Below are 25,023 nucleotides of genomic sequence, written 5' to 3' on the forward strand. Positions count from 1 at the left end.
GTATCGCTTTTCACACGTTCCCTCCCATCGCTCAAGGGAATCAGCCGTTTTTCCCCAGTCCAGCCGATGTCGCATTCATTGGACGGCCCAGCGCAACGAACGCGGCATCGGCGGTTGATGGGGAACGTTCAGGGAACGGCTCTTCGGTTGAGTCATGTGGTCGGAAACAAAAGCGCACCTTCGCGGTTTGGTGCGTAGCTCTCCTTTACCAACAGCCAGGAACAAGGTGTTTTGTTCATTGCCCAAACGCGGCCGATGTACTACAATAAACATAGAACCCGTTTTTTCCCACCAAAGCGCGGCTTCATTCGGTTGGCGTGAGGCGCCATCGGGTGCGGCTCGTTTTCAGGCGAAAAAACGAAAGCGGTTTCTTTTTTGGCAGAAGACGCAAAGGGGGATGGGAAATGAGCGATGTCGCGAAGATGAAGGAAGCGGCGTTTCCGGCTCCGCCGATGGAGGAGTGGGAGCAAGAAGCGGAACGGTCGCTGAAAGGCAGGCCGCTCGAGCGGTTGGTGACGATGACGTACGAAAACATAGCGGTGAAGCCGCTTTATACGCGCCGCGATGTAGAGGCGCTCGGCCCGCTGGAGCAGTATCCGGGTTTTGGTCAGTACGTGCGCGGGGCGCGGCCGGAAGGGTATCGGGGCGAGCCGTGGAAGGTGAGCCAAGAGATTTCGGCGGCAAGCCCGTCCGACTGGAACGAGGCGGTGAAGCATGACTTAGCGCGGGGACAGACAGAAATCCATTTCGCTCTCGGGCGGCTGCCGTTTGCCGTCGAGTCGGTGGAGGATGTGGCCGCAATGTTGGATGGCGTGCCGCTTGACCGCTATTCGCTCCGTGTGGACGCCGGGGCGCGGTCGCTTCTGTTTTTGGCGCTTTTGGCCGCTTATTTCAAGGAACGAGGCGTCTTGCTCTCGAGCGTGCGCGGCGCGATTGGCATGGATCCGCTCGGCGCTTGGGCGGAACAGGGGACGCTCCCGTGTTCGCTTGAGCGGCTGGATGATGAAATGGCGGAAGTGACGAAGTGGGCGATGGAACAAATGCCGGCCGTTCGCACGATTTTCGTGCGCGGCGAGCCGTACCATAACGGCGGGGCGAACGCCGTGCAGGAGCTCGCGTTTTCGTTGGCGGCGGCCGTCGAGTACATCCGCGCTGGGCTGGACCGGGGGTTGACGATTGATGACATCGCGACAAGGATGCAAGTGTCGCTCGCCGTCGGAGCCGACTTTTTCATGGAAATCGCCAAGCTGCGGGCGGCGCGGCGGCTGTTTGCGCAAGTGATCGAAGCGTTTGGCGGCAGCGAATCATCACGGCGCATCGAACTGCATGCGCGCACGTCTCCCTTTACAAAAACGGTGTACGATCCGTATGTGAATATGCTTCGCGCCGGAGCGGAAGCGTTTGCGGCCGTTGTCGGCGGCGCCGATGGCGTGCATGTGTCGCCGTTTGACGAAGCGATCGGGCTCGCTGATGCGTTTTCGCGGCGCATCGCCCGCAACACGCAGCTCATTTTGCTTGAAGAGGCGCATCTCGCCCAAGTCATCGATCCAGCGGGCGGCTCGTATTATGTGGAGACGTTGACGGCAAACCTTGCCGAAGCAGCGTGGAAGCTGTTCCAGCAAGTCGAGGAAAAAGGCGGCATGAAACAAGCGCTTCAAGACGGCTTCGTGCAGTCGGAAGTGGAGGCGATTGCCAAGCGGCGGCTTGAGCGCGTCAAACAGCGGAAAGAAAAAATCGTCGGTGCGAACGTGTACGCCAATTTGGAGGAAACGCCGATCGAAAAGCCGAAGCAAGCCGCAGTGAACATGGTGCTGCCGTTGGATGAACAGCGGGTGGCCGACATTCGCCGCACGCTTGTCGGCGGAAAGTGGATGGAAACGATGATTCGTGCGGCCCGCCGTCGAGCAACCGCTCGGGAAATGGCCGCGGCGCTCGCCGATGGGAACGAGGCGGTGGCCATCGCGCCGATTCGCGCATGGCGTTTGGCTGAGCCGTTTGAGCAGCTGCGGAAGGCGGCCGAGGAGCATGCGGAGCGCACGGGAAGCCGGCTTTCTGTTCACTTGATCAATCTCGGGCCGCTTGTCCGCCATCAGGCGCGCGCCGATTTCATCGCCGGGCTGTTTGCGGCCGGCGGGGTGGCGGCTGAGCGAAGCGACGGCTTTGCCTCGGTCGAGGAAGCGGTCGAATGGGTGCGGAACACGAACGGGACGCATTATATCGTGTGCGGCGCGGATGACGACTACCCGGGGTTCGTTCCGGCGTTGGCCGCGGCGTTCAAGCAAGCCAAGCCGAACGCGAAGCTGTATGTCGCCGGAAAACCGCCGGAAGAGCTCGAGAACACGTACGCGGATGCGGGCGTGGACGGGGCGATCCATCTCGGTTCGAACGCGTACGATGTGATCGTGGCGTTTTTCACGGAAAGAGGGGTGGCGTTGGATGGCGAAGGACGTTGATTTTACCAAGATGACGCTTTCCGCGGCAGCGGCCGATGTGGAAGAAAAACAGTGGAGAGACGCGGTGGAGCGGCGCGTGCAAGCGTCGATCGATGAACTGTTGTTTCAGACGAACGAACACATTGCCGTGAAGCCGCTTTATACAAAAAATGACATCGATGGGCTCGATTTTCTTGATTACTTGCCCGGGCTGCCGCCGTACTTGCGCGGACCGTACCCGACGATGTATGTCGTGCGGCCGTGGACGATCCGCCAATACGCCGGTTTTTCGACGGCGGAGGAAAGCAACGCGTTTTACCGGCGCAACTTGGCGATGGGGCAAAAAGGGCTGTCGGTCGCCTTTGACTTGGCGACGCACCGCGGCTATGACTCCGACCATCCGCGCGTCGTCGGCGACGTCGGCAAAGCAGGGGTCGCCATCGATTCGGTGCTCGATATGAAAATTTTGTTTGACGGCATCCCGCTCGACCAAATGTCGGTGTCGATGACGATGAACGGGGCGGTGCTCCCGATCATGGCGTTTTACATCGTCACCGCCGAAGAGCAAGGAGTGACGCAAGACAAACTGTCGGGCACGATCCAAAACGATATTTTGAAAGAATATATGGTGCGCAACACGTACATTTACCCACCGGAGATGTCGATGCGCATCATCGCCGACATTTTCGCTTATACGGCCAAATACATGCCGAAGTTCAACAGCATCAGCATTTCCGGCTACCATATGCAAGAAGCCGGGGCGCCGGCTGATTTGGAGCTGGCGTATACGCTCGCGGACGGTCTTGAGTACGTGCGCACCGGCTTGAAGGCGGGCATTGACATCGACTCGTTCGCTCCGAGGCTGTCGTTTTTCTGGGCGATCGGCATGAACTACTTTATGGAAGTGGCGAAACTGCGCGCGGCGCGCCTCATGTGGGCGAAAATGATGAAAACGTTCAACCCGAAAAATCCGAAATCGCTCGCGTTACGGACGCATTCACAAACGTCAGGCTGGAGCTTGACCGAGCAAGATCCGTTCAACAACGTCGTGCGCACGCTCATCGAAGCGCACGCGGCGGCGATGGGGCATACGCAGTCGCTCCATACGAACGCGCTCGATGAGGCGATTGCCTTGCCGACCGATTTCTCGGCGCGCATCGCCCGCAATACGCAGCTGTACTTGCAGGAGGAGACGGGCATTTGCCGGACGATCGACCCGTGGGCTGGTTCGTATTACGTCGAGACGTTGACGAGCGAACTGATGAAGCGGGCGTGGGCGCATATTGAAGAAATCGAAAGCTTAGGCGGGATGGCAAAAGCGATCGAAACCGGCATCCCGAAAATGCGCATCGAAGAAGCGGCAGCCCGCCGCCAAGCGCGCATCGATTCAGGGGCGGAAACGATCATTGGCGTGAACAAATACCGTCCGGAAAAAGAAGAGCCGATCGACATTTTGGAAGTGGACAACACCGCCGTGCGAAAGCGGCAAATTGAGCGGCTGAACGAGCTGAAGGCGACGCGCGACAACGAGCAGGTCGAAGCGGCGCTAGAGGCGATTACGAAAGCGGCGGAAACGGGCGAAGGGAACTTGCTTGAGCTCGCCGTTCAAGCCGCGCGCGTCCGCGCCACCCTCGGGGAAATTTCGTATGCGATTGAAAAAGTGGCGAAGCGTCATCGCGCTACCATTCATTCAATTAGTGGTGTATATAGTTCAGAATATAAGGATGAAGATCAACTCGTACGGGTGAAAGCAAAAGTCGAGCAGTTTGCAAAGCGGGAAGGGCGGCGTCCGCGTCTACTGATTGCAAAGATGGGACAGGATGGACATGATCGCGGAGCGAAGGTAGTTGCGACGGCATTTGCTGATTTAGGATTTGACGTCGATATCGGGCCGCTCTTCCAGACGCCGGAAGAAACGGCGCGCCAAGCGGTCGAAAACGATGTGCACGCCGTTGGCATCAGCTCGCTCGCCGGCGGCCATAAAACACTTGTTCCACAGCTCGTTGCAGAACTAAAAAAATATGGTCGCGATGATATAGTCATTGTTGTCGGCGGTGTCATTCCGCCGCAAGACTATGCTTTTTTGTACGAACACGGCGCCGCCGCCATCTTCGGACCAGGAACAGTTATCCCAGTATCGGCGGAAACCGTGCTTGATGAAATTAACGCCCGACTTGGCTATGAGGACGTGAGCGAATGAACGGCGAAGAAAAACGACGGGAACAGACAAGCGCCCAGAGCGCGGCTTCGGATGGGTCGCCGCGCCGCCCGGAATGGGCGGACGGCGAGAGCGCGTCATCCTACGTGCACGCCGAACGCCCGCCGGCGCCAAAGCGGATCGTGAAGCGGAAAGAGCGGTCGGTGGACGAGTACGTCCAAGGGGTGCTCGCCGGCGACCGCACGATGTTGGCGCAGGCGATTACGTTGGTCGAAAGCAATGCGGCTCGTCATATTGATCTTGCCCAGCATGTGCTTCATGCCCTCCTTCCGCACGTCGGCCGCTCGATCCGCATCGGCATCACCGGGGTGCCGGGGGCGGGGAAAAGCACGTTCATTGAAGCGTTCGGGACGTTTTTGTGCGAACAAGGGCACCGGGTCGCCGTCTTGGCCGTCGACCCGACGAGCTCGTTGACCGGCGGCAGCATCCTCGGCGACAAAACGCGGATGGAGACGCTCGCCCGACATCCGCTTGCGTTCATCCGTCCGTCGCCCTCCGGCGGAGCGCTTGGCGGCGTGCACCGGAAAACGCGCGAGACGATGATGCTGTGCGAAGCGGCCGGCTATGACATTATCCTCGTTGAGACGGTCGGCGTCGGCCAAAGCGAGTTTGTCGTCCGCGGGATGGTCGACTTTTTCCTCCTGTTGGCGTTAACCGGCGCCGGCGATGAGCTGCAAGGGATGAAGCGCGGCATCATGGAACTCGTGGACGCCATCGTCATCAACAAGGCCGACGGCGATAATAAAGAAAAAGCGAAAGCGGCGCAAACAGAATACAATCAGTTTCTCCATTACCTGCGCCCGGCCACGCCCGGCTGGGAGACGAAAGCGTACACGTGCTCGGCGCTGCTGGGCGAAGGAATCGCCGACATGTGGCGCGTCATCGAAACGTTCGTCGCGACGACGAAGCGATCCGGCGTCTTTTTCGACCGCCGCCGCCAGCAGCAAAAAGACTGGATGCACGCCATGATTAAAGAATATATCGAAACGCGCTTTTTCGCCGACCCGATCGTGAAAGAAAAGCTCCCAATGCTCGAAAACAGTGTCATTTCCGGCGCCAAGCCGGTCACCGCCGCCGTCAAAGAGCTGATCGAGGCGTATGAGCGGAAGCGGAGCGGCGAACTATGATATGATAAAGGGAAAGCGAAGGAGGTGTCACGATTGTTCCAATTTCAATTTCCGCTCTATAATGACATCGTCGAACAAGCGCGGCGCGAAGCGGTCGAAGCCGGATTTGCAGAGCTGCGCACGCCGGAAGACGTCGATGCCGCGTTTCGCCGTCCGGGCACAACGCTCGTTCTCATCAACTCCGTGTGCGGCTGCGCCGGCGGCATCGCCCGTCCGGCAGCGGCCCACGCCGTCCACTACGACAAGCGTCCCGATCATTTAGTGACCGTCTTTGCCGGCCAAGACAAAGAAGCAACGGCCCGCGCGCGCGAGTATTTTGTCGGCGAGCCGCCGTCCTCGCCGTCGTTCGCTCTGCTAAAAGACGGGAAATTGTGCGCCATGCTCCACCGCCACGACATCGAAGGGCACGAACCGGTGGCGGTCGTGCAAAAGCTGCAGGCGCTGTTTGACGAATATTGTGAGGAAGTGTGAAAGGAAAACCCGAAGCTGGAGAGGGGCTTCGGGTTTTTGCATGACCATTATTGTTTGTGATAATATGTGTTTTAAGGAGATTGGATAAAGGCAAACAGGCAGCGCATATGGTATAATCATTCAGTAAGTTTCTCTTGTGATCAACTTTTTTTCATGGTTCTATCAAAAACTCAAAAAAGGATAATCATTATGGGTTTACATGATGTTAGCCATTGGAAAAAAGATGAGGAACGACAAGCCTCTGGGACAAGAGAGAAGTTCTGGTTGATTAATCCAGATAATAAACGTCGGTATTTATTTAAAATTCCTAAGAGACTGGTGATTTAAGGGGGCAAGCCGCTTATCAAGCCCGTTTTTCAAATAGAAAAGCCTCCTTGCATCAGGATCACCTTTCAAATGCTTCCCCATTGCTCAAAAGAAACAACCGTTTTTCACCAGTCCTCTAAGGAAAATACCGGAGAGGCGTGGGCAGAAGTTGTCGCATCAAAAATCGGTCAACAGATAGGATTAAATATGATGGAGGTCGATTTAGCCGTTTACGATGGAATAGTAGGTGTTTTGTCTGAAAATTTTGTTTTTGATGATGAAGAATTTTATGAAGGCGGCGATTTATTCTTTACAATTGCGGAAGACTTTGATCGCTACAATCTAAAACATTATCATTTTCTTAATATAATAAAGGTGTTGTCTGAATTTCACCTTGAAAAAGAGTTTGTCCAAATTCCTATATTTGACGCATTAATGCAAATCAAGATCGTCACTGTGATAACTGGGGGGGTATTGTTCACCACAATGGTTACAAGCTTGCACCTATATATGATAATGGAACGTCACTAGGGTATCAATTGCAGGAAGAACGTATTCTAAAAATGTTTCAGGACCCGAGAATGTTTGAGGCTTTTACAAATCGAAGTTTTTCTTTAATCGGACTTCCCCATAAAAAGAAGCCTAAATATAAAGAATTGCTAAGTTTTATTTAATAATTATATCCAAAAGAGGCAAAGAAAGTAATTGATCATATCAGTCAGATGAATAAGCAACAAATCATAACCATTTTAGATGGTATTTCGGAAAATGTCATGAGTAAAGTTTACAAAGAATGGGTATTAAAATTATTACAGTATCGAAAAGAATGGCTCGTAAATTGGTATATGGAGATGAAATAAATGGTCCGCCCGTTTGTGCTGTGGTTAATTTGGCAAAATGAATGTACCCGGCAGCGATATCATATTGGAAATTTACTGCATGATGGAGATAAGTACGTATTTTATTACGAACAAAGCAGGAAAAGAAGAGGATTATTCGAAGCATTAGAAAACGGTTATTAGCCTCATTTAGCATTTCGGGATATGGGAAGAAAATATGTTTCTAACAGATTGTTCGGGCCTTTCGAGCGACGTTTGCCTGACCGGCGCCGTCCGGATTTTTTAGAAATTTTGCGGACATACGGTTTGCCGCGTGATTGTACAGATATGGATTTGTTACGGGCTACCGGTGGTAAACTTGCGACAGATTCTTATGAATTTGTAGCGCCTATTTATGTATCGGGAAATCATTTCGATTTTGATTTTTATGTCGCGGGTTGGAGATATTACGAGGGAGATCGAGTGATTCAATATCTTAAAGTGGGGGATGAGGTACATTTTCGATTAGAGCCGGAGAATAGGCAAGATTCTAAAGCAGTAGAAGTGTTAACAAATAAAGGATGCAAGCTAGGATATATTCCTGCTTTCTATAGCGAGTTTATGTTTAACCTTATTCAAAACAACGGGCGTTATATGGCGAGAATTGAATCGATTCATTTTGAGGCTTTTCCTCAGCGCAAAGTAAATATAAGTGTCTACGGCGAGTTCCTTCCGTCTTATCAGACGCAAGATCTCGATATGTTGCATCAAATATCGTTAGAAGTGATTTAGTCTGTTCACTGTTTTCTGAAGTGAGCATGTTTGATTTCAGATGAATGAATATGTCCACGAAATCGAAGCGCTGCTGCAAAACATCAAAGAAGAAGTGATCGATCGTGAGCTACGGAATTAGCCCGACCGTGTTTGCGCGGCTGATGGCGTATTTCACCGGCGAGGAAGATATTCAAAAAGTCATCTTGTTCGGCTCCCGGCACGGCCTGCTACAATTCCGACATTGACTTGTGCATCGATTACATCGGCAAGCAAAAGTGGAAAATCGAAGATGACATTGACGAGATTGTCGGCATTTATTTGTGTGATGTGCTCTTTTTCGACGCGCTGAACGAAGCCATCAAGCGCCAAATCGAGCGCGACGGGAAAACGATTTATGAGAAATCTCCGTCGTGAGCCTAGGCGGCTTGCCCTGCATGAGCGAGCGGCCGTTTTTTTTTGTGTCCGGCGGCCTTAGGGCAAGCGCGCTGTCCGTTTTTCAGTTGCATCGAAAGCGCCGTCATCGGTACAATGAAGTCGGCAACCATTGGCAAAGGAGACGGGCGATGAAAATCGGCTATCGGACGTTGAAAACGGCGGTCGGTACGGCGCTGGCGATCGCCATCGCTCAGTTGATCGGCCTTCACAACTTCGCTTCTGCCGGCATTATCGTCATTTTGTGCGTTCAAGTGACGAAAAAGCGGTCGTTGGAGACCGCGCGGGCCCGTTTGGCGGCGTGCGTTGTCGCGATCGGGTTTGCGGCGTTGTTTTTTGCCGTCTTCGGCTACCATCCGTGGACGATCGGGCTGCTGCTGTTAGTGTTTATTCCGGTGACGGTTCGGCTGAAAGTCAACGAAGGCATTGCGACCAGTTCGGTGATCATTTTGCATTTGTATGCGGCCAAGGAGATCACATGGGAATGGGTCGTCAATGAGCTGCTGCTAGTCGCTGTCGGCATCGGGGTGGCGCTCATCGTCAACATGTACATGCCGAGCGCTGAGAAGCAGCTCAAAGAGTACCAGCGCATTGTCGAAGATTTGTTTCGCATCATTTTAAAAGAAATCGTGCGCTATTTGCGCACGAATGAGCTCGATTGGGACGGGAAGGAGTTGCCGCTTGCCGCGGAGATGCTTGAGCGGGCGAAAACGCTCGCGATGCGCCACGCCGACAACCAGCTATGGCGGAACGAAGACGAGTACGTCCGCTACTTCCGGATGCGCGAGCGGCAGCTGGAAATCATCGAGCATATGCTTCCGCTGGTGACGTCGCTGACGTACACGGTTGAGCAACGGATGATGATCGCTGATTTTATCGATGAACTAAGCGATGCCATTCACCCGGGAAATACAGCTGATCGGTTTTTGCGGCGTCTTTCGGCGATGCGCGAGGAATTTAAGGAAATGCCGCTGCCAACGACGCGCGAACAGTTTGAGGAGCGGGCGGCGCTGTTTCATTTGGTGCGCGAATTGGAGCGATATTTGCTGATTAAAAGTGAGTTCCGTCCGAAAAATGAACCGGAAAAACGGCGGTGGCCGTCGCTTGGTTGACCGAAAGGCGGCGCATACCCCCGCCTTTGTTGGCACACACTAAAGCCAAACGCCGCAAAGGGTGACTGATATGCGTAGATCGTTGCTGGTAGGTTTGTTGCTTGCTGTGCTGGTGGGGACGCCGTTTCGGACGGGGGCGGAGACGAAGCCGCTTGTGATCGTGAACAAAGCGATCAACAAACTTGCGCTCGTCCGCCACGGCCGGATTGAGGCCGTTTATCCGGTGGCGACGGGGGTGAATGCTGAACTGACGCCGGAAGGGCTGTTTACCGTCACGGTGAAGGCGGAAAACCCGTATTATCGGAAAAAAGGCATCCCGGGCGGAGCGCCGAACAATCCGCTTGGCACGAGATGGATCGGCTTTAACGCGCGCGGGACGGACGGGCGCATTTACGGCGTTCATGGAACAAACAACCCGGCCACGATCGGCGGCTACGTTTCGCAAGGGTGCGTGCGCATGCACAATCGCGATGTCGAGCATTTGTACGAACGAGTGCCGATCGGCGCCCGCGTGCTCATTCTCCGCAGCCATGAGCCGTTTTCCGCCATTGCGAAACGATACGGCGCGGTTCGATGAACACCGCAAGCTCCCTTGGTTTGGAGCTTGCGGTGTTTGGCGTCTAAGCGCAAAGAGTGCTCCCACCCTCGGGGAAAAGGCTGGGGCGTTTCCGTTTCTTTTCGTTCCGAAGGCGACTTTCGTCGGCGCCACGAAACACCTGCGCCCTAGCTGTTTCAACAGGTAGTGATGAAGCTAAAACCACATGCTGATGCCGGCAAGGAGCGTCGTCAGCAGCATGCAAGCGAGCATCAAATAGACAATAAATTTTTGCGTTTTGCGCGACAACGGTCCGTCCTCCTTCCGTCCGCTGTTCTACGTTTATTGTAACGGCAAACGGCAGGGCGGACAAGAAAAAACAAAAAGCAGGATTTTTCGCCGAAACGGCGAATAGTAAGACGTTGGCCTGATCATTTTGCCGCAAAGGGGATGACGACCATGCGTGTGAAAAAAGTCGACCATATCGGCATCGCTGTCCGTTCGATTGAGAAAGCGCTTCCGTTTTATACGGAGGTGCTCGGCCTGCCGTTTCTCGGCATCGAGGAAGTCGAGTCGGAGCAGGTGAAAGTGGCGTTTTTGCAGGCTGGAGAGGCGAAACTGGAGCTGCTTGAGCCGCTGTCGCCAGAGAGCGCGGTGGCGACATTTATCGAAAAGCGCGGTGAAGGGATCCACCATGTGGCGCTTGGCGTCGAGGACATCACCGAGCGCATCCGCGAGTTGAAGGAGCACGGCATCCGCATGATTCAAGATGCGCCGAAACGCGGCGCCGGCGGGGCGCTCGTCGCCTTCATGCATCCGAAATCGACCGGCGGCGTGTTGTATGAACTTTGCGAGCGAACGAACCAAACGGAGGGACACCGATGAGCGACATGTACGACAAAATCAACGAACTGTATGACCGCCGCCGCGAGATTGAACTGGGCGGCGGCGACGCGAAAATCGAACAGCAGCACGCGAAAGGGAAGCTGACTGCCCGCGAGCGGATTGACTTGCTTTTGGACGAAGGAACGTTTGCCGAACTCAATCCGTTCATCGAGCACCGTTGCACCGATTTTGGCCTTGGGGAAAAAAAGGGGCCGGGCGATGGGGTCGTCACCGGCTACGGGAAAATCAACGGCCGCACGGTGTTTGTCTTTTCGCAAGATTTCACCGTTTTCGGCGGGGCGCTTGGGGAAATGCACGCGAAAAAAATTGCCAACATCATGGATTTGGCGGCAAAAACCGGGGCGCCGGTCATCGGTTTGAACGATTCGGGCGGCGCCCGCATTCAAGAAGGGGTCTTGTCGCTGGACGGGTACGGGCACATTTTTTACCGCAACGCCATTTACTCCGGGGTCATCCCGCAAATTTCCGTCATCATGGGGCCGTGCGCCGGTGGAGCCGTCTATTCGCCGGCCATCACCGATTTTGTGTTCATGGTCGAAAAAACGAGCCAAATGTTCATCACTGGCCCGAAAGTGATTGAAGCGGTGACCGGGGAGAAAATCAGCGCCGAAGATTTAGGCGGCGCCCGCGTGCACAACACGATCAGCGGCAACGCCCACTTTGCGGCGGCGAATGAAGAGGAGGCGCTCGCCGAAGTGCGGCGGCTGCTTGGCTATTTGCCGTCAAACAATCACGAAAAGCCGCCGTTTGGCCCGATTCCGGACGGGGACGATTACCGGCCCGACTTGGCCGATGTCGTGCCGATTGACGCCGTCCGCCCGTACGATGTGCGCCACGTGATCGCCCATGTCGTTGATGACGGATCGTTTATGGAAGTGCAAAAAGGTTTTGCGAAAAACATCGTGATCGGCTTTGCCCGCATTAAAGGCGAAGTGGTGGGGCTTGTGTGCAACCAGCCGAAATTTATGGCTGGCGGCCTTGACATCGATTCGTCCGACAAGGCGGCGCGCTTCATCCGTTTTTGCGATTCGTTCAACATCCCGATCATTACGTTTGAGGACGTCACCGGCTTTTTCCCGGGCGTCAAGCAGGAGCACGGCGGCATCATCCGCCATGGGGCGAAAATTTTGTACGCCTACTCGGAAGCGACGGTGCCGAAAATCACCGTTATTTTGCGGAAAGCGTACGGCGGCGCCTACGTCGCTTTAAACAGCAAATCGATCGGCGCCGATGTCGTCTATGCGTGGCCGAACGCCGAAGTGGCCGTCATGGGGCCGCAAGGGGCGGCGAACATCATTTTCGCGAGCGAGATTGAAAACAGCCCGAATCCGGAAGAAACGCGGGCGCAAAAAATTGCCGAATACCGCGAGAAATTCGCCAACCCGTACGTCGCCGCCAAATACGGGATGATCGATGACGTCATCGACCCGCGCGACACGAGAATCAAGCTCATCCAAGCGCTCGAGATGCTTCGCCATAAGCATGAAGAGCGGCCGAAGAAAAAGCATGGCAACATTCCGCTGTAAAAACGGGGTCAAACGGCCCCGTTTTGTCGGTTGGTCTCTATTTTGGCAAACCGATTCGCGTCCATCAAGCTCTTTCCGTTGCCTGTCTGTCAGCCATTGAAACGTGCGCTAAAACTTTTCCAACGCGTCTGTCAGCACCTTGTCTGCCGATCGTTCCGCTGTCCGGTTGGCGTTGAGTGGAAACTTTCGGTATACTTGAGGTGGAATACATAAACAGGAGGAAGAAAGTTTATGGTCAATGAACAGCGTCTTGTCGACGAGTTTTTGGGGCTCGTGCAAATCGATTCAGAAACGAAGCATGAAGGTGAGATCGCCAAGGTGCTGAAACAAAAGTTTGCAGCGCTCGGCCTCGAGGTGATCGAAGACGATGCGGCCGCGAAAACAGGGCATGGCGCCGGCAACTTGATTTGCACGCTCGCGGCGACGAAAGACGGGGTCGACCCGATTTACTTCACCTCCCATATGGATACGGTCGTGCCGGGCAAAGGGGTAAAACCGTCGATTCGCGATGGCTATGTCGTCACCGACGGGACGACGATTTTAGGCGCCGATGACAAAGCCGGCTTGGCGGCGATGTTGGAGGCGATTCGGGTGTTGAAAGAGCAGCACATCCCCCACGGCTTGATTCAATTCGTCATCACGGTCGGGGAAGAGTCAGGGCTCGTCGGGGCGAAGGCGCTCGATCCATCGCTGCTCAAAGCGAAATACGGCTATGCGTTGGACAGCGACGGCAAAGTCGGCAACATCGTCGTCGCCGCGCCGACGCAGGCGAAGCTGAAAGTCGTCGTGCACGGCAAAACCGCCCATGCCGGTGTGGCTCCCGAGCGCGGGGTGTCCGCCATTACGATCGCGGCCAAAGCGATCGCGAAAATGCCGCTCGGCCGCATCGATGAGGAGACGACGGCGAACATCGGCCGCTTTGAGGGCGGCACGCAAACGAACATCGTCTGCGATCGCGTCGATATTTTAGCGGAAGCCCGCTCGCTCGTTCCGGAAAAAATGGAAGCCCAAGTGGCGAAGATGAAAGCGGCGTTTGAAACGGTTGCTGCGGAAATGGGCGGCCGCGCCGAGGTCGAGGTCGACGTGATGTACCCGGGCTTCAAATTCAGCGACGGCGATCATGTCGTCGAGGTCGCCAAACGGGCGGCGGCGAACATCGGCCGGCCGTGCGAGCTGCAGCGAAGCGGCGGCGGCAGCGACGCCAACGTCATTGCCGGCTTCGGCATTCCAACGGTCAACCTCGCTGTCGGCTATGAAGAAATCCATACGACGAACGAGCGGATGCCGATTGAGGAGTTGGTCAAACTGACGGAAATGGTCGTCGCCATCATTAAAGAAGTCGCCAATGCCGAGTGAGCATCCCGAAGACGGATGCCCTTTTTTCTTCGGGCGCCGAAATCCGCTGAACATTCAGCGAGAATCGGCCGATAAAAAAAGCAGACACGATGTCAATCATTGAGAGAGGTGGCGGGGGAATGGACAAATATGTGGTCTTTCGTGTCGAGCGGGAACAATACGCCGTTTCGATCGCGTATGTCGTCTCCATTGAAAAAATGACGGCGCCGACCGCGGTGCCGCATATGCCGGACTATATGGCGGGCGTCGTGCGCATCCGCGGCGAGCTCGTGCCGGTGCTTGATATGCGCAAGCTCCTGTACGGGCGGGCCATCGAAGAAACGGACCAGACGCGCCTTGTCGTCGCCGCGGTTGATGGTTTGTCAGTGGCGCTGATCGTCGATGAGGCGAAGGAAATCGCTGATATTGAGCCTGAGGCGATTCAGCCGCTTCAATTGATGTCCGCGGAACGGACGCCGTATCTTGTCGGGATGGCGACGCTTCCGGATCGATTGTTGACGGTGCTCGATCCGCGCGTGTTGTTCAACCATTTGGAAGAAGCGGAAGAGATCCGAGAACAAATCGCTGCTGTTCAATCGGATGAAGTGGTATAGAAGGTTGGTGAAAAACCGCTAATTCCCTTCATCAATGAGGGCAGGACCGCTGCAACAAAGTTTTTCTCGTTGAAAAATGAGATGGCAACGCCGCATCTACGAGTCAATCACCGGTCTCATAGGTGTTTGCCTATACCGTTTTGTTTTCCGCGCATATCCTAACCATGGAAACGAACTTCACCCGATGAAGAGGAGGCGCATTCCATGGTTCGACCGTTCGGCCCGTATATGGACGGCTTTTATCCGCCGTACTATGGCGGCTACGGCCACTATCCGTATGGCTACCACCATCATCATTGGCACGGGGGATATGACGGCTACCCCCATTTCCCATACGGGATGCCTTATGGCCATTACCCGTTTTCGCCGTATGGGTTCCCGCATTACGGGGGGTATTGAGCACGAGGGGCATTCAGCCCCTCCCTCGATGAGAGGGAAGGGGGTAGCCCGGATTAGCGAGCAAACAAACGTCCATGGCCGGCCAGTTCATCCGTTGATGTTGGGCGGTCTTTTTGAGATTCCATAGGACGGTGTAGAGCCGTTCTGCCAATGTCCGCGGGCGGCGTTTCCCAAACAGCCCCGATTGCATGCGGGGCAAGGCTGCTCTTTCTGATTGGCTGGGTGCAATGCGATTGGATTTTTAGCAACTTCCGCGCTTTCGCCCCCATTCTCACGGCTGATCAGCCTTTTTGCGCGCGCATCCATAAATCGATTTAGAAAACTTGCAGCCGATCCGTAAACTATGATATGTTCTTTGATGAACAATCAAAACAGAAAGGGACGTTGAAAGATGGCAAAACAGCAAATCGGCGTCATCGGACTGGCGGTCATGGGGAAAAACTTGGCGCTCAACATCGAAAGCAAAGGCTATTCGGTGGCGGTCTACAACCGTTCGCGCGAAAAAACGGATGAGTTTTTGCAAGAAGCGAAAGGAACAAACATTGTCGGTACATACAGCATCGAAGAATTCGTCAATGCCTTGGAAAAACCGCGGAAAATTTTGCTGATGGTGAAAGCGGGAGCGCCGACGGACACGACGATCGAACAGCTGAAGCCGCATCTGGAAAAAGGCGATATTTTAATCGACGGCGGCAACACGTATTTTAAGGATACGCAGCGCCGCAACAAAGAGCTCGCTGAACTCGGCATTCACTTTATCGGCACGGGTGTGTCCGGCGGTGAGGAAGGGGCGCTGAAAGGCCCGTCGATCATGCCAGGGGGACAAAAAGAAGCGCATGAGCTCGTGCGCCCGATTTTTGAAGCCATCGCCGCCAAAGTTGACGGCGAGCCGTGCACGACGTACATCGGCCCGGACGGCGCCGGCCATTACGTGAAAATGGTGCATAACGGCATCGAATACGGCGACATGCAGCTGATCGCCGAAGCGTACTTCCTGCTCAAACATGTGCTCGGCATGGACGCCGCTGAGCTGCACGAAGTGTTCGCTGACTGGAACAAAGGCGAATTGAACAGCTACTTAATCGAAATCACCGCTGACATTTTCACAAAAATCGATGAGGAGACGGGCAAGCCGTTGGTTGATGTCATTTTGGACAAAGCCGGGCAAAAAGGAACGGGCAAATGGACGAGCCAAAACGCGCTCGATTTAGGCGTGCCGCTGCCGATCATCACCGAGTCGGTATTTTCCCGCTTCATCTCGGCGATGAAAGACGAGCGCGTCAAAGCAAGCAAAGTGCTGGCAGGCCCGGCGGTGAAGCCGTTTGAAGGCGACCGCGCCCACTTCATCGAAGCGGTGCGCCGCGCGCTTTATATGAGCAAAATTTGCTCGTACGCCCAAGGGTTTGCGCAAATGAAGGCGGCGTCTGAGGAATACAACTGGAACTTGCGCTACGGCGACATCGCCATGATTTTCCGCGGCGGCTGCATCATCCGCGCGCAATTTTTGCAAAAAATTAAAGAGGCGTACGACCGCGATCCGGCGCTGCCGAACTTGCTCTTGGATCCGTACTTCAAAAATATCGTCGAAAGCTATCAAGACGCGCTCCGCGAAATCGTCGCCACCGCGGCGATGCGCGGCATTCCGGCGCCAGGATTCGCCAGCGCCCTCGCCTACTATGACAGCTACCGCACGGCGGTGCTCCCGGCCAATTTAATTCAAGCGCAGCGCGACTACTTCGGCGCCCACACGTACGAACGCGTTGATAAGGAAGGCGTTTTCCATACAGAATGGCTGAAGTAAGCAAAAAACCCTTAGAGCCGCATGAGGTTCTAAGGGTTTTTTGCGCTTGGTGAAACTTCGTCAACCGTTGCCATCGCATGGAAGTCGCCCGACATGATCGCCCGACGGACCTTTCTGTTCACGCTGGGCATCTGATTACGCGCGGCGATAAATGGCATCGCCGACAATAATCGTGATTAAAGAGATCAGCATCGTCAATTTGACCGCTTTGTAGTCTAAAAAGCGCAGCACTTGTTCTTCAAACATGTAGATGAAAAAGAATATGACCATCAGCACGGCGAGAAATAAGATAAATCGTTTTTTTCGATTCATGAACATAGATTCTCCTTCTATCAGAATGTATCCAATACATTGCCTGTCGTTTTGATCATATCATCAGAAATGTATACTCGCTTCAGATTTGTTCGCTTACTGTCGCTATAAACAAAATGATACGCATCGTATATATACTGATCATAATATTCACTGTAATAGCGTATGATTTTCACTGTTGTCCAGTATGGTTTTAGATTAATATATTCCCCTGCTAATGTACAAATCGAAGCAATAGTTGTTGCTGCTCCAGGGCCAAAGGTATACCCAGCTGCTGTAGCGATAGCAGTTAATCCTGTCTTTAATACACTGCTTACAAATTTAGCTGTATCGTTGTCAAAAGCATAATATCTAGTTCCAATCACAGTTCCATCGCCTGGATTAGGGATCACTTGGGGTATCACTTGGTTGTTATTTGAGGCGAAAAATGGTGAAGAATGTAGTAACTCTGAATCAATCATTTGCTCTGCGATCCTTATTTTCTCTGATGTACCCATGTTGTTTACGGAATCAATAATTATTTCAACTCCATTATATGTAATTTGATATGCATTGCTTTTTCTGGTCAAGCTATCCCTATTCTCTCGTGTTTCTGCCTCTGCTATCGAAAAACCAAATGACATAATGAGGAAACTGATAACAAGAACAGAAGATAATAGTTTCTTCATAATAAAAACCTCCTTCACGAATGATCTATCAATTGACCTTCTTATTCCTTTCAGTCAACAAAAGAAGATTCTTCTTACAAAAAAGGTTGTTGGACAAATTCCCAATTATATACATGCTCATTGAAAAATGAACATTTGGCTTCTCCTGCAACAAGCTTCCTCTCCCATGGCTCAGCTTGCAGGTTGAGCCACAGGATCTTTGGAGGAAATGTGCAGCGCTTAGGGTGTGCAGGATAACAGAGAGGTGAACTCTTCATGTTGCATGTATATAGTTTAACGATATTACATGTCAATTACAGGTTATGGTGATGAACTAATATCATCAAACAAATACCTCCTTATCCTAATGAATATATTTATAGGCTCTTCACCAAAAGTTATACTTGATTTTTCCATCACACATCTTACTTATGCATTCACGAAAGAACAGAAAACAAATTATTTTTTTTTGCATACACCTATTCAGAGAAGTGCACCGTCTGTCAAGTACACGTTGTGGTGAAGAACCATTTATAACTAATTTTACCGAAAATTTTTCAAAAGAACAAGAGCCTTTATTCCCATTTTTCAACCTGTAGATAGGCAAATTCGATACATTGGCAACCAAAAAAAGAGACATGAACCGGACTTCACGGGTGGAATTGATGTCCACCGCCTGTCGACAAGGTCCATGACTCATGGATCGATGAGCCGATGATCAAGGAAAAGGACAGCGTGATCCTTTCCTCCCCGGCCTTCTAGAAGGCCGGGGAATGAATGGGGCATAGACTCCCCTCATGTCGAATTTTGGAGACCATTCTCCCCGCCATTTGGCGCCAAAGGACGGGAGGACGAGCAGGACTTCCTGCTCCAAATTCCATTTTTGCGCACGCCAAAGAGCCGGTCTCCCCTCGGTTTTTTCGAAACCGGCACAATCGCTTCAGATTTTGCACGACGGCGGTCAACAGCGCCTGTTCTTCCATGGCGTAAAGGCCTCGGCTTCGGGCCCGGTCCAGCCCATGACATTCCTTCCCTTCGGCAAACACATGCTCACAACGCGTGCGAAGGGCTTGAATGGATCGATCACCGCCCTGTTGCTGAATGAGCCTCGCTTGATTGCGAATCTGAACTTCCCGGACGTTCGCCTGGCGTTGTGCTTCCTGAGCGGGATCCTTCGCCCGGCGCTTCCAGGTTGGAATTTCTTCCATCTCCTTGCGGCGCAGCGATACGAGCGGCGTGATGCCTTGGACGAAGAGCTCTTTCAAATCCTCCGTGGTGCCATACGCTTTGTCTGCGGACAAGGTTCGAATCGTGATCGACGGGTGGCGAAACCGAATGGAAGCCAGCTGCTCCAAACTCGTCTCTCGTTCCGCCGTTCCGGTGGCGAGGCTGGCCCGTCGGGACAAAATCACGCGCGACTGGACGTCGATGACGTCGTGCACCAGATACCGAGGATACGCTTCCTGTCCTTTGCCTTTCTTGTACAACCGGGCATCCGGATCCGTCACGCTTCGATGGGTTTGGTTGGAAAACGTAGTTCCACGGAAGTTTCCTCGTTCTTCGGCATGGACGCGTTCCCCTGATGGGGGAGACGGAGAGGGCGGATCGTCATCGGGATCCCGATCCGCCTCTGGGGACTCGGCCTATTCATCTTCCCGGGCGGTGCGGGCGAGGTAGTCCTCCAACGGTTCCACCGGAGCGAGCTTGACTTCCCGCAAGCGGTGGATCGAAGCATTCGCCCGCACTTGAGTGCCATCGGCCGCCGCATGTACATCCGGCGAGACCAGTCCCGCTGCGATGCACGGATCCACCACGTAGGTCATCAGCCGATCAAAGATTCCGTGTTGGCGCCAGCGCTTCCGTGTTTTGACGAGCGTCGTTCGATCCGGCAGTGTGGGGTGATGAGGATCTGGATGGAGTACGGATTCAACGTCGAGACCGCAAAACCACAAGTATCCGGCATGCACGGGGAGGATCTCATACAACTCCCGCTCGGAGTGGTCGAACAAATACGATAGCAGCATCAGGCGAAGCAGCCGTTCCGGATCCGCCGCCGGGCGACCCGTTTTTTCCGTATACAGGGGAGCCACCCAATCGTGAATGACGGAAACGTCAACTGCTTCGTTGATTTGGCGCAGGATATGATGAGGGGGAACCCGTTCCTCCATGTCGATGACTTGAAACAGACGAGGCTGAGTCGAAGGATGTTTGGGGGCTTTCATGATCTGCTCACGCTCCATTCAAAGCTTCTTCTTCCTTTTTTCGACATAAGCCCCCTACATCCCTGCCTTGGCGTGTACTTTTTCACCGGCCCTCTAGGAGACCGGGGATTTACTAGCGCAACCGCTTCCCAGAATCGTTTCTGAAGTAGAAAAACTGCTTGTATCAGCTTCTATGTTATCGATCAAGGCAAACATCGATTTTCCCCAGCCTTCGAGGAGGCTGGGGATGAAACCGTGCATACCGCTTCCTAGCATTATTTCTCAAATAGAAAAACCTTGCAACACTGCACACATTGATTCATCGATCAACGGAAACCGCTGTTTTTCCCAGCATTCTAGGTGCTACATTCTGCCCGAGACCCGTTCTAAGCTCATAGCGCCTCACGAAGCAGCTGTTTGTCATAACGTACAGCCAACATGCCAAACAGCGAATAGCAGACTGTGTAAATCGCCATCACCGTCAACATCGGTGTCCACAGTTCGGTGCCGAAAAAGAACCAGCCGGAACGGACGGCAAAGTAGCTGTGAGACAATCCAAGAAGCAACGGAACCCCAAAGTAGAACAGCTGTTTCTGTCGGATGCCCGTGAAAAAGTCGTTTTCGGTGAATCCGAGTTTGCGCAAAATGGTGTAATTCGGCCGCTCTTCTTCGCCGGCGCCCATTTGCTTAAAGTAAAGAATACAGCCGGAGGTGACCAAAAAGGCGAGCCCTAAAAAGGTGACAACAAACATGATCAATCCGAATGTCTGTTTTTGATAGCGGCTCATGATCAGGCGCGAATCGGCGATGGAGGAAAACTTCATGCGTTGAAACAGCTGATCAGCCCGCTCGATATTTGTTTCGTCAGTCAGGTGAATTCCGATATGCACCTTTTTCATTTGTGGATCGGTTTCTTTTTGCAAACGAGCAAACATTGTTTGATCGACAACGACGGTGGGCATGCCGTGCGTAAAATGGTAGTTGACGTAATAGTCTTTTTTCATCCCAAGGTAATGAAGCGGGACCATGCGGCCGTTTGCTTTTAAGCGAATCGTTCCCGTTTCTTTAAACGGCAAGAATTGACGGAGGATGTCCTGATATCCCGTCAGCACTGCTTCCCCGGGCTTGACATCGATGCGGCCTGTACTTGTGTCGCTGATCACCGATAGCGCTGCGGCGGACGGCTGAAACTGGAGCCGGCTTTGATCAGCGATGTCTAAAATCATTGAAATATCAGTCGGTGCTTCAATGACATCGATCATCGTTTCTCGATAGCGAATATCATGAGATCGCAGCGCCGCCGTAAAACGGGCGGCATCTTTTTTGTCTGTGAACGCAAAGTCGGCGGCAACGTAGTTTTGCGCGGCCTGTTCGGCGGAATAGTAGGAAATATAGCTTAACGAAATCAACCCGATCGCGATGGCCGACACGGTCGTGATGATGGTGAGCAGCAAGGCATTCGATTTGATGCGAAACATAAGCGATGACATGGAAAGCACGTCGTCGATCGACAAATAACCGCCTTTCCGCTTCCGCCATAGGTGGAAGAGAAAGCTGATCGTTCCTTTAAAAAACAAGTAGGTGCCGATGATGACCGCGCCTAAAATGAACGCCATGGCCATGAATAAGCCTTGAACGCTTTTCCAGTCGCTGCTAAACAATTTCATCGATACCCCATAGCCGCTGCCGATGAGGACGATCCCCGCCATTCCCACGACCATGTTCCATACGGATACATGTTTTGCTTCGGTTGTCGATGTCGTTCGGAACAAGGAGACAATCGTCTGTTTTTTGAGAAACAAGCGGTTCATCCCCATCATGAACACATTGATCACACTAAACACAATCAACGTTTGCACCAATGCTCGGCCCGAAAAAGAAAGAGACGCCTTGACTGGAATATCGATGATTTTAAACAAAATCATCATCAACAGCTTGGAAGCGGCAAATCCCATCGATATGCCGATGATTAGCGTGCCGTAATAAAGGATGGCGTTTTCGGCTGCCAGCATCAAAAAGATGTTTCGTTTCGTCATGCCGATCAACTGCAAAAGAGCGATCTCATGGCCGCGCCGTTGGATAAACAAGGTATTGGCGTACAAAAGAAAGATGGCGACAATCACAATAAGAAGCACCGCGCCCGTGCGGACGGCCGCCGCCCCTTTCACTCCCCCTTTGATGGCATCAAGGGATGGGTCGTACTGCAATGTCACGAACGCGAAATACAAGGCGGAAGCAAACATCAAAGCAAATACGTACAAATAATAATGTTGAATGTTTTGTTTCAAATTGCGGAAAACGAGTTGCTTCATGCTCATGACCGAACACCACCTAGCACGCCTTGTGTTTGCATAATGGCTTGGAAAAACTGCTGCTGCGTTTCGGTTCCTTTATACAGTTGCGTATACAATTGTCCGTCTTTGATAAAAATGACACGGCTTGAGAAACTGGCCGCGACCGGATCATGGGTGACCATGATGATCGTCGTCTTCCGTTGTTGATTCAGTTTTCGCAGCTTGTGCAATAAATCGGAAGCCGATTTCGAATCGAGTGCGCCGGTCGGCTCATCGGCAAAAATGATGCTCGGCTCATGAATGAACGCCCGCGCCGCGGCCGCGCGCTGTTTTTGCCCCCCAGAAATTTCGCTTGGATAGTGGTTTTGGATGTCAATAATGCCAAGTTCAGACGCCAATTCGGCAAATTTCTTTTCCGCTTCTCGCTTGGGCGTTTTCGTAATCGATAAAGGCAAAAGGACATTTTCCTTCACCGTCAGCGTGTCAAGCAAATGATACTCTTGAAAAATGAATCCGACATGGCGCTTGCGAAATTCCGCCAGCTCCCGGTCTTTCATGGCGACGATGTTGTTTCCTTCGATGAAAATCGCGCCCTCGCTCACCCGATCGATGGAGGAAAGGACGTTGAGCAGTGTCGTCTTCCCTGATCCCGACGGGCCCATGATCGCGAGAAACTCTCCTTTCTCCACGCGCAAATCAATGCCTTTGAGCACTTCTTGTTGATTTTTCTTTGTTCCGTAAATTTTGCGGATGTTGGTTGCTTCGAGTATCATCATTTCTGTTTTCCTCCTTCGTTTCTATCATAAACAAAACGGTTCTTTTTCTCCTTTGTTTGCTCGAACAAAACAAGACAGCATGTGACAGTTTTGTCACATGCCGTGCATTCGGATCAGGTCGTTTTCTTGGGGAAATACGATCGTAAAGACCGTCCCGCGCCCCGGTGAAGATTCGACGTGAAAGTCAAGCTGAAGCGGTTGGGCGGCTTTTTTCGCCAAATACAGCCCCATCCCCGTCGCCGTTTCGTTTTGGTGTTCAGCGGTGGAGGTGAAGCCCTTGTCAAAAATGCGCGGCAAGTCCTTCGGATCAATGCCGCGGCCGAAATCTTGAATCTGCAAGTGGATATAGCCGTTTTCTAGAAAACTTTTCACGATAATGTCGCAAGACTCGCTATATTTCACCGCGTTCGTCACGATTTGCCGGATGATAAACGAAAGCCATTTGGCATCGCTGAGCACCGAGCGGACGTTCAATTGCAGATCAAAGCCGATGCCTTTTTGCATGCACCATGGCTGCAACGGTTTGATTTCATTGATGAGAAGCGGCTTGAGTTCGACGTGTTCGATGTATAAATCGTTTTCCATGTGAGGGAGCCGCCGCTGATGGAGCTGCTGATCGAGCAGCAAATGAATGCGCAGCCATTCGTATAGGAGCGATGATTTGGCGTTTTCCTCCTCGACTCGTTCGATCATGAGCCGCATGGCCGTCAGCGGCGTTTTCATTTCGTGAATCCATGTCAGCAGTTCATCTCTCTCTTGTTCCAACGCTGTTCGGCAGACGGTCAGTTTCTGTTTCCATTCGTCCATTTGGCTGGCCATGGCGCGCTCAACGATGCGTTCAAACGGACTGGCCGCCTGCAGGCTGGAAGCGGGGTCTAAGGCAAGATGGCACGTTTGCAGCCGCTGATAAAATGCCGTTTCCTTTTTCCACCGGATGATGACAAAGACGGCAAAGAGGATGGATGTTAAAAAGACGATATAAAGAGCGGAGGAAAAGGGAATCGTCGGATCAAGATAAGCGACAAACAGAATGAACAGCTCGAGGAACAAAAAGAAGGCAAGCCAGCTTTTTCGTTCCATCAAGTAGTCTTTGATCATGAGCCGATCCCCTCTTCCTTTGCCATATACCCTTGTCCCACTTTCGTTTCGATGAAACGGCCCAAGCCCAGTTCGACAAGCTTTTTCCGCAGCCGGTTGACATTGACGGTCAGCGTGTTGTCGCTGATAAACCGTTCGTCCTCCCACAGCTGTTCGATCAGTTCTGTCCGCGTTACAATCGTGTTTTTCTTGTTCAACAGATGTTTTAAAATCAACAGTTCGTTTTTCGTCAGCTCCACCGTTCCTTGTTCATTGGTGACCGTGCTTTTGGCATAGTCGATGGTGGCGCCGCACCACGTTTGCAGGTGGATGGGGCCTGTATTGTAATCGTACACGCGCCGGAGCAGCGCCTGGATTTTCGCGATCAGCACGTCAAAATGAAACGGCTTTTGGATGTAATCATCTGCCCCAAGCTGCATGGACATGACCATGTCGGTCGGATGGTCGCGCGACGATAAAAACAAGATCGGGACGTTCGAATGCGCGCGGATTTGGCGGCACCAGTGAAATCCATCAAATTTCGGCAGCTGGATGTCAATGATGACAAGGTGTGGCTGGCAGTGCGAAAATTCTTCCATCACCCGGCTGAAATCACGGATGCCGCAAACGTTGTATGACCATTGTTCGAGACGTTGTTTGATTTCTTGAAACAACGTGGCGTCGTCTTCAATGAGTAAAATGTTCAACCTCGTGTCCCCCTACTCTTTTCCGCTCGATATGGCGTGTTGTTCTGTTTTCCATTATATCTGTTTTTTGGTTGTTTAGGGAGAAGGGGGACGATGAGATGGAAGAGATGGGTGGGAATCAAAATTGAAAGGATGTAGGAAAAAGGCATATTATAGAGAGAATGTGATAAAATATTAGGTACAAATAAGTTGCAAAGGAAAGG

The 25,023-nt window shown here is 52.8% G+C and carries 20 protein-coding genes and 3 pseudogenes; 15 read left to right on the top strand and 8 right to left on the bottom strand.

Annotation, left to right across the window (positions count from 1 at the left end; translation table 11 throughout):
• Positions 1 to 404: 404 nt before the first annotated feature.
• The 9 genes and pseudogenes from NST29_RS06565 to NST29_RS06605 all read left to right on the top strand — a co-directional run bounded on the left by NST29_RS06565 (position 405) and on the right by NST29_RS06605 (position 10,267).
• The gene (locus NST29_RS06565; protein ID WP_339232843.1) at positions 405 to 2,453 is read left to right on the top strand and encodes a methylmalonyl-CoA mutase family protein; all 2,049 of its coding nucleotides are present in this window, start codon (positions 405 to 407) and stop codon (positions 2,451 to 2,453) included.
• On the top strand, positions 2,437 to 4,632 hold the full coding sequence (gene scpA, locus NST29_RS06570; RefSeq protein WP_172418504.1) for a methylmalonyl-CoA mutase: 2,196 nt from the start codon (positions 2,437 to 2,439) through the stop codon (positions 4,630 to 4,632). Before NST29_RS06565 ends, scpA begins: the two co-directional genes overlap by 17 nt.
• Positions 4,629 to 5,777, top strand: coding sequence for a methylmalonyl Co-A mutase-associated GTPase MeaB (gene meaB / locus NST29_RS06575; RefSeq protein ID WP_033844143.1), 1,149 nt, complete (start codon positions 4,629 to 4,631; stop codon positions 5,775 to 5,777). The genes scpA and meaB overlap by 4 nt, the downstream gene beginning before the upstream one ends.
• A 33-nt stretch (positions 5,778 to 5,810) precedes the next feature.
• Complete coding sequence (locus NST29_RS06580; RefSeq protein ID WP_033844142.1) at positions 5,811 to 6,248, top strand: BrxA/BrxB family bacilliredoxin; 438 nt, start codon at positions 5,811 to 5,813, stop codon at positions 6,246 to 6,248.
• 396 nt (positions 6,249 to 6,644) lie between these two features.
• Positions 6,645 to 7,085, top strand: a complete 441-nt coding sequence (locus NST29_RS06585) for a hypothetical protein (RefSeq protein WP_231559845.1) — start codon at positions 6,645 to 6,647, stop codon at positions 7,083 to 7,085.
• Positions 7,086 to 7,414: 329 nt separating this feature from the next.
• Positions 7,415 to 8,164 (top strand): annotated as a pseudogene (locus tag NST29_RS06590) (HIRAN domain-containing protein).
• 143 nt (positions 8,165 to 8,307) lie between these two features.
• Positions 8,308 to 8,560: pseudogene (locus NST29_RS06595) on the top strand (nucleotidyltransferase domain-containing protein).
• A gap of 149 nt (positions 8,561 to 8,709) precedes the next feature.
• The gene (locus tag NST29_RS06600; protein WP_033844139.1) at positions 8,710 to 9,690 is read left to right on the top strand and encodes an aromatic acid exporter family protein; all 981 of its coding nucleotides are present in this window, start codon (positions 8,710 to 8,712) and stop codon (positions 9,688 to 9,690) included.
• A 70-nt stretch (positions 9,691 to 9,760) separates the two neighbouring features.
• Complete coding sequence (locus tag NST29_RS06605; RefSeq protein WP_033844137.1) at positions 9,761 to 10,267, top strand: L,D-transpeptidase; 507 nt, start codon at positions 9,761 to 9,763, stop codon at positions 10,265 to 10,267.
• Between the two features lie 174 nt (positions 10,268 to 10,441).
• On the opposite strand, the gene prli42 is transcribed toward NST29_RS06605, so the two are convergent.
• Positions 10,442 to 10,534 carry a stressosome-associated protein Prli42 gene (gene prli42, locus NST29_RS06610; protein ID WP_153017164.1) on the bottom strand — a complete coding sequence of 31 codons (93 nt, stop codon included), beginning with the start codon at positions 10,532 to 10,534 and terminating at the stop codon, positions 10,442 to 10,444.
• A gap of 150 nt (positions 10,535 to 10,684) precedes the next feature.
• On the opposite strand from prli42, the gene mce reads away from it, so the two are divergent.
• From mce to gndA, 6 genes are all read left to right on the top strand, one after another.
• Positions 10,685 to 11,110, top strand: a complete 426-nt coding sequence (mce, locus tag NST29_RS06615; protein ID WP_033844136.1) for a methylmalonyl-CoA epimerase — start codon at positions 10,685 to 10,687, stop codon at positions 11,108 to 11,110.
• Positions 11,107 to 12,657 carry an acyl-CoA carboxylase subunit beta gene (locus tag NST29_RS06620; RefSeq protein ID WP_033844135.1) on the top strand — a complete coding sequence of 517 codons (1,551 nt, stop codon included), beginning with the start codon at positions 11,107 to 11,109 and terminating at the stop codon, positions 12,655 to 12,657. The genes mce and NST29_RS06620 overlap by 4 nt, the downstream gene beginning before the upstream one ends.
• Positions 12,658 to 12,888: 231 nt before the next feature.
• On the top strand, positions 12,889 to 14,013 hold the full coding sequence (locus NST29_RS06625; RefSeq protein ID WP_033844134.1) for a tripeptidase T: 1,125 nt from the start codon (positions 12,889 to 12,891) through the stop codon (positions 14,011 to 14,013).
• 119 nt (positions 14,014 to 14,132) lie between these two features.
• Entirely contained in the window at positions 14,133 to 14,606 is a 474-nt protein-coding gene (locus NST29_RS06630; RefSeq protein WP_033023571.1) for a chemotaxis protein CheW, read from the top strand.
• 204 nt (positions 14,607 to 14,810) lie between these two features.
• Entirely contained in the window at positions 14,811 to 15,005 is a 195-nt protein-coding gene (locus NST29_RS06635) for a hypothetical protein (protein ID WP_033023570.1), read from the top strand.
• Positions 15,006 to 15,396: 391 nt separating this feature from the next.
• Positions 15,397 to 16,806: an NADP-dependent phosphogluconate dehydrogenase gene (gene gndA, locus NST29_RS06640; RefSeq protein WP_033023567.1), complete on the top strand. Its 1,410-nt coding sequence runs from the start codon at positions 15,397 to 15,399 to the stop codon at positions 16,804 to 16,806.
• Positions 16,807 to 16,941: 135 nt separating this feature from the next.
• On the opposite strand, the gene NST29_RS06645 is transcribed toward gndA, so the two are convergent.
• The 7 genes and pseudogenes from NST29_RS06645 to NST29_RS06675 form a co-directional block, all read right to left on the bottom strand.
• Positions 16,942 to 17,118, bottom strand: a complete 177-nt coding sequence (locus NST29_RS06645; RefSeq protein WP_165570960.1) for a hypothetical protein — start codon at positions 17,116 to 17,118, stop codon at positions 16,942 to 16,944.
• A gap of 20 nt (positions 17,119 to 17,138) precedes the next feature.
• On the bottom strand, positions 17,139 to 17,786 hold the full coding sequence (locus NST29_RS06650; RefSeq protein WP_235207664.1) for a hypothetical protein: 648 nt from the start codon (positions 17,784 to 17,786) through the stop codon (positions 17,139 to 17,141).
• A gap of 737 nt (positions 17,787 to 18,523) precedes the next feature.
• A pseudogene (locus tag NST29_RS06655) lies at positions 18,524 to 20,005 on the bottom strand (transposase).
• Between the two features lie 353 nt (positions 20,006 to 20,358).
• On the bottom strand, positions 20,359 to 22,284 hold the full coding sequence (locus tag NST29_RS06660; RefSeq protein WP_033023563.1) for an FtsX-like permease family protein: 1,926 nt from the start codon (positions 22,282 to 22,284) through the stop codon (positions 20,359 to 20,361).
• Positions 22,281 to 23,036, bottom strand: a complete 756-nt coding sequence (locus NST29_RS06665) for an ABC transporter ATP-binding protein (protein WP_033023562.1) — start codon at positions 23,034 to 23,036, stop codon at positions 22,281 to 22,283. Before NST29_RS06665 ends, NST29_RS06660 begins: the two co-directional genes overlap by 4 nt.
• 93 nt (positions 23,037 to 23,129) lie before the next feature.
• Complete coding sequence (locus NST29_RS06670; protein ID WP_033023561.1) at positions 23,130 to 24,134, bottom strand: sensor histidine kinase; 1,005 nt, start codon at positions 24,132 to 24,134, stop codon at positions 23,130 to 23,132.
• Positions 24,131 to 24,820: a response regulator transcription factor gene (locus tag NST29_RS06675; RefSeq protein WP_033023560.1), complete on the bottom strand. Its 690-nt coding sequence runs from the start codon at positions 24,818 to 24,820 to the stop codon at positions 24,131 to 24,133. The genes NST29_RS06670 and NST29_RS06675 overlap by 4 nt, the downstream gene beginning before the upstream one ends.
• Between the last annotated feature and the right edge of the window lie 203 nt (positions 24,821 to 25,023).

This window comes from Geobacillus sp. FSL W8-0026, from assembly GCF_037966255.1.
Lineage (GTDB): Bacteria > Bacillota > Bacilli > Bacillales > Anoxybacillaceae > Geobacillus > Geobacillus icigianus.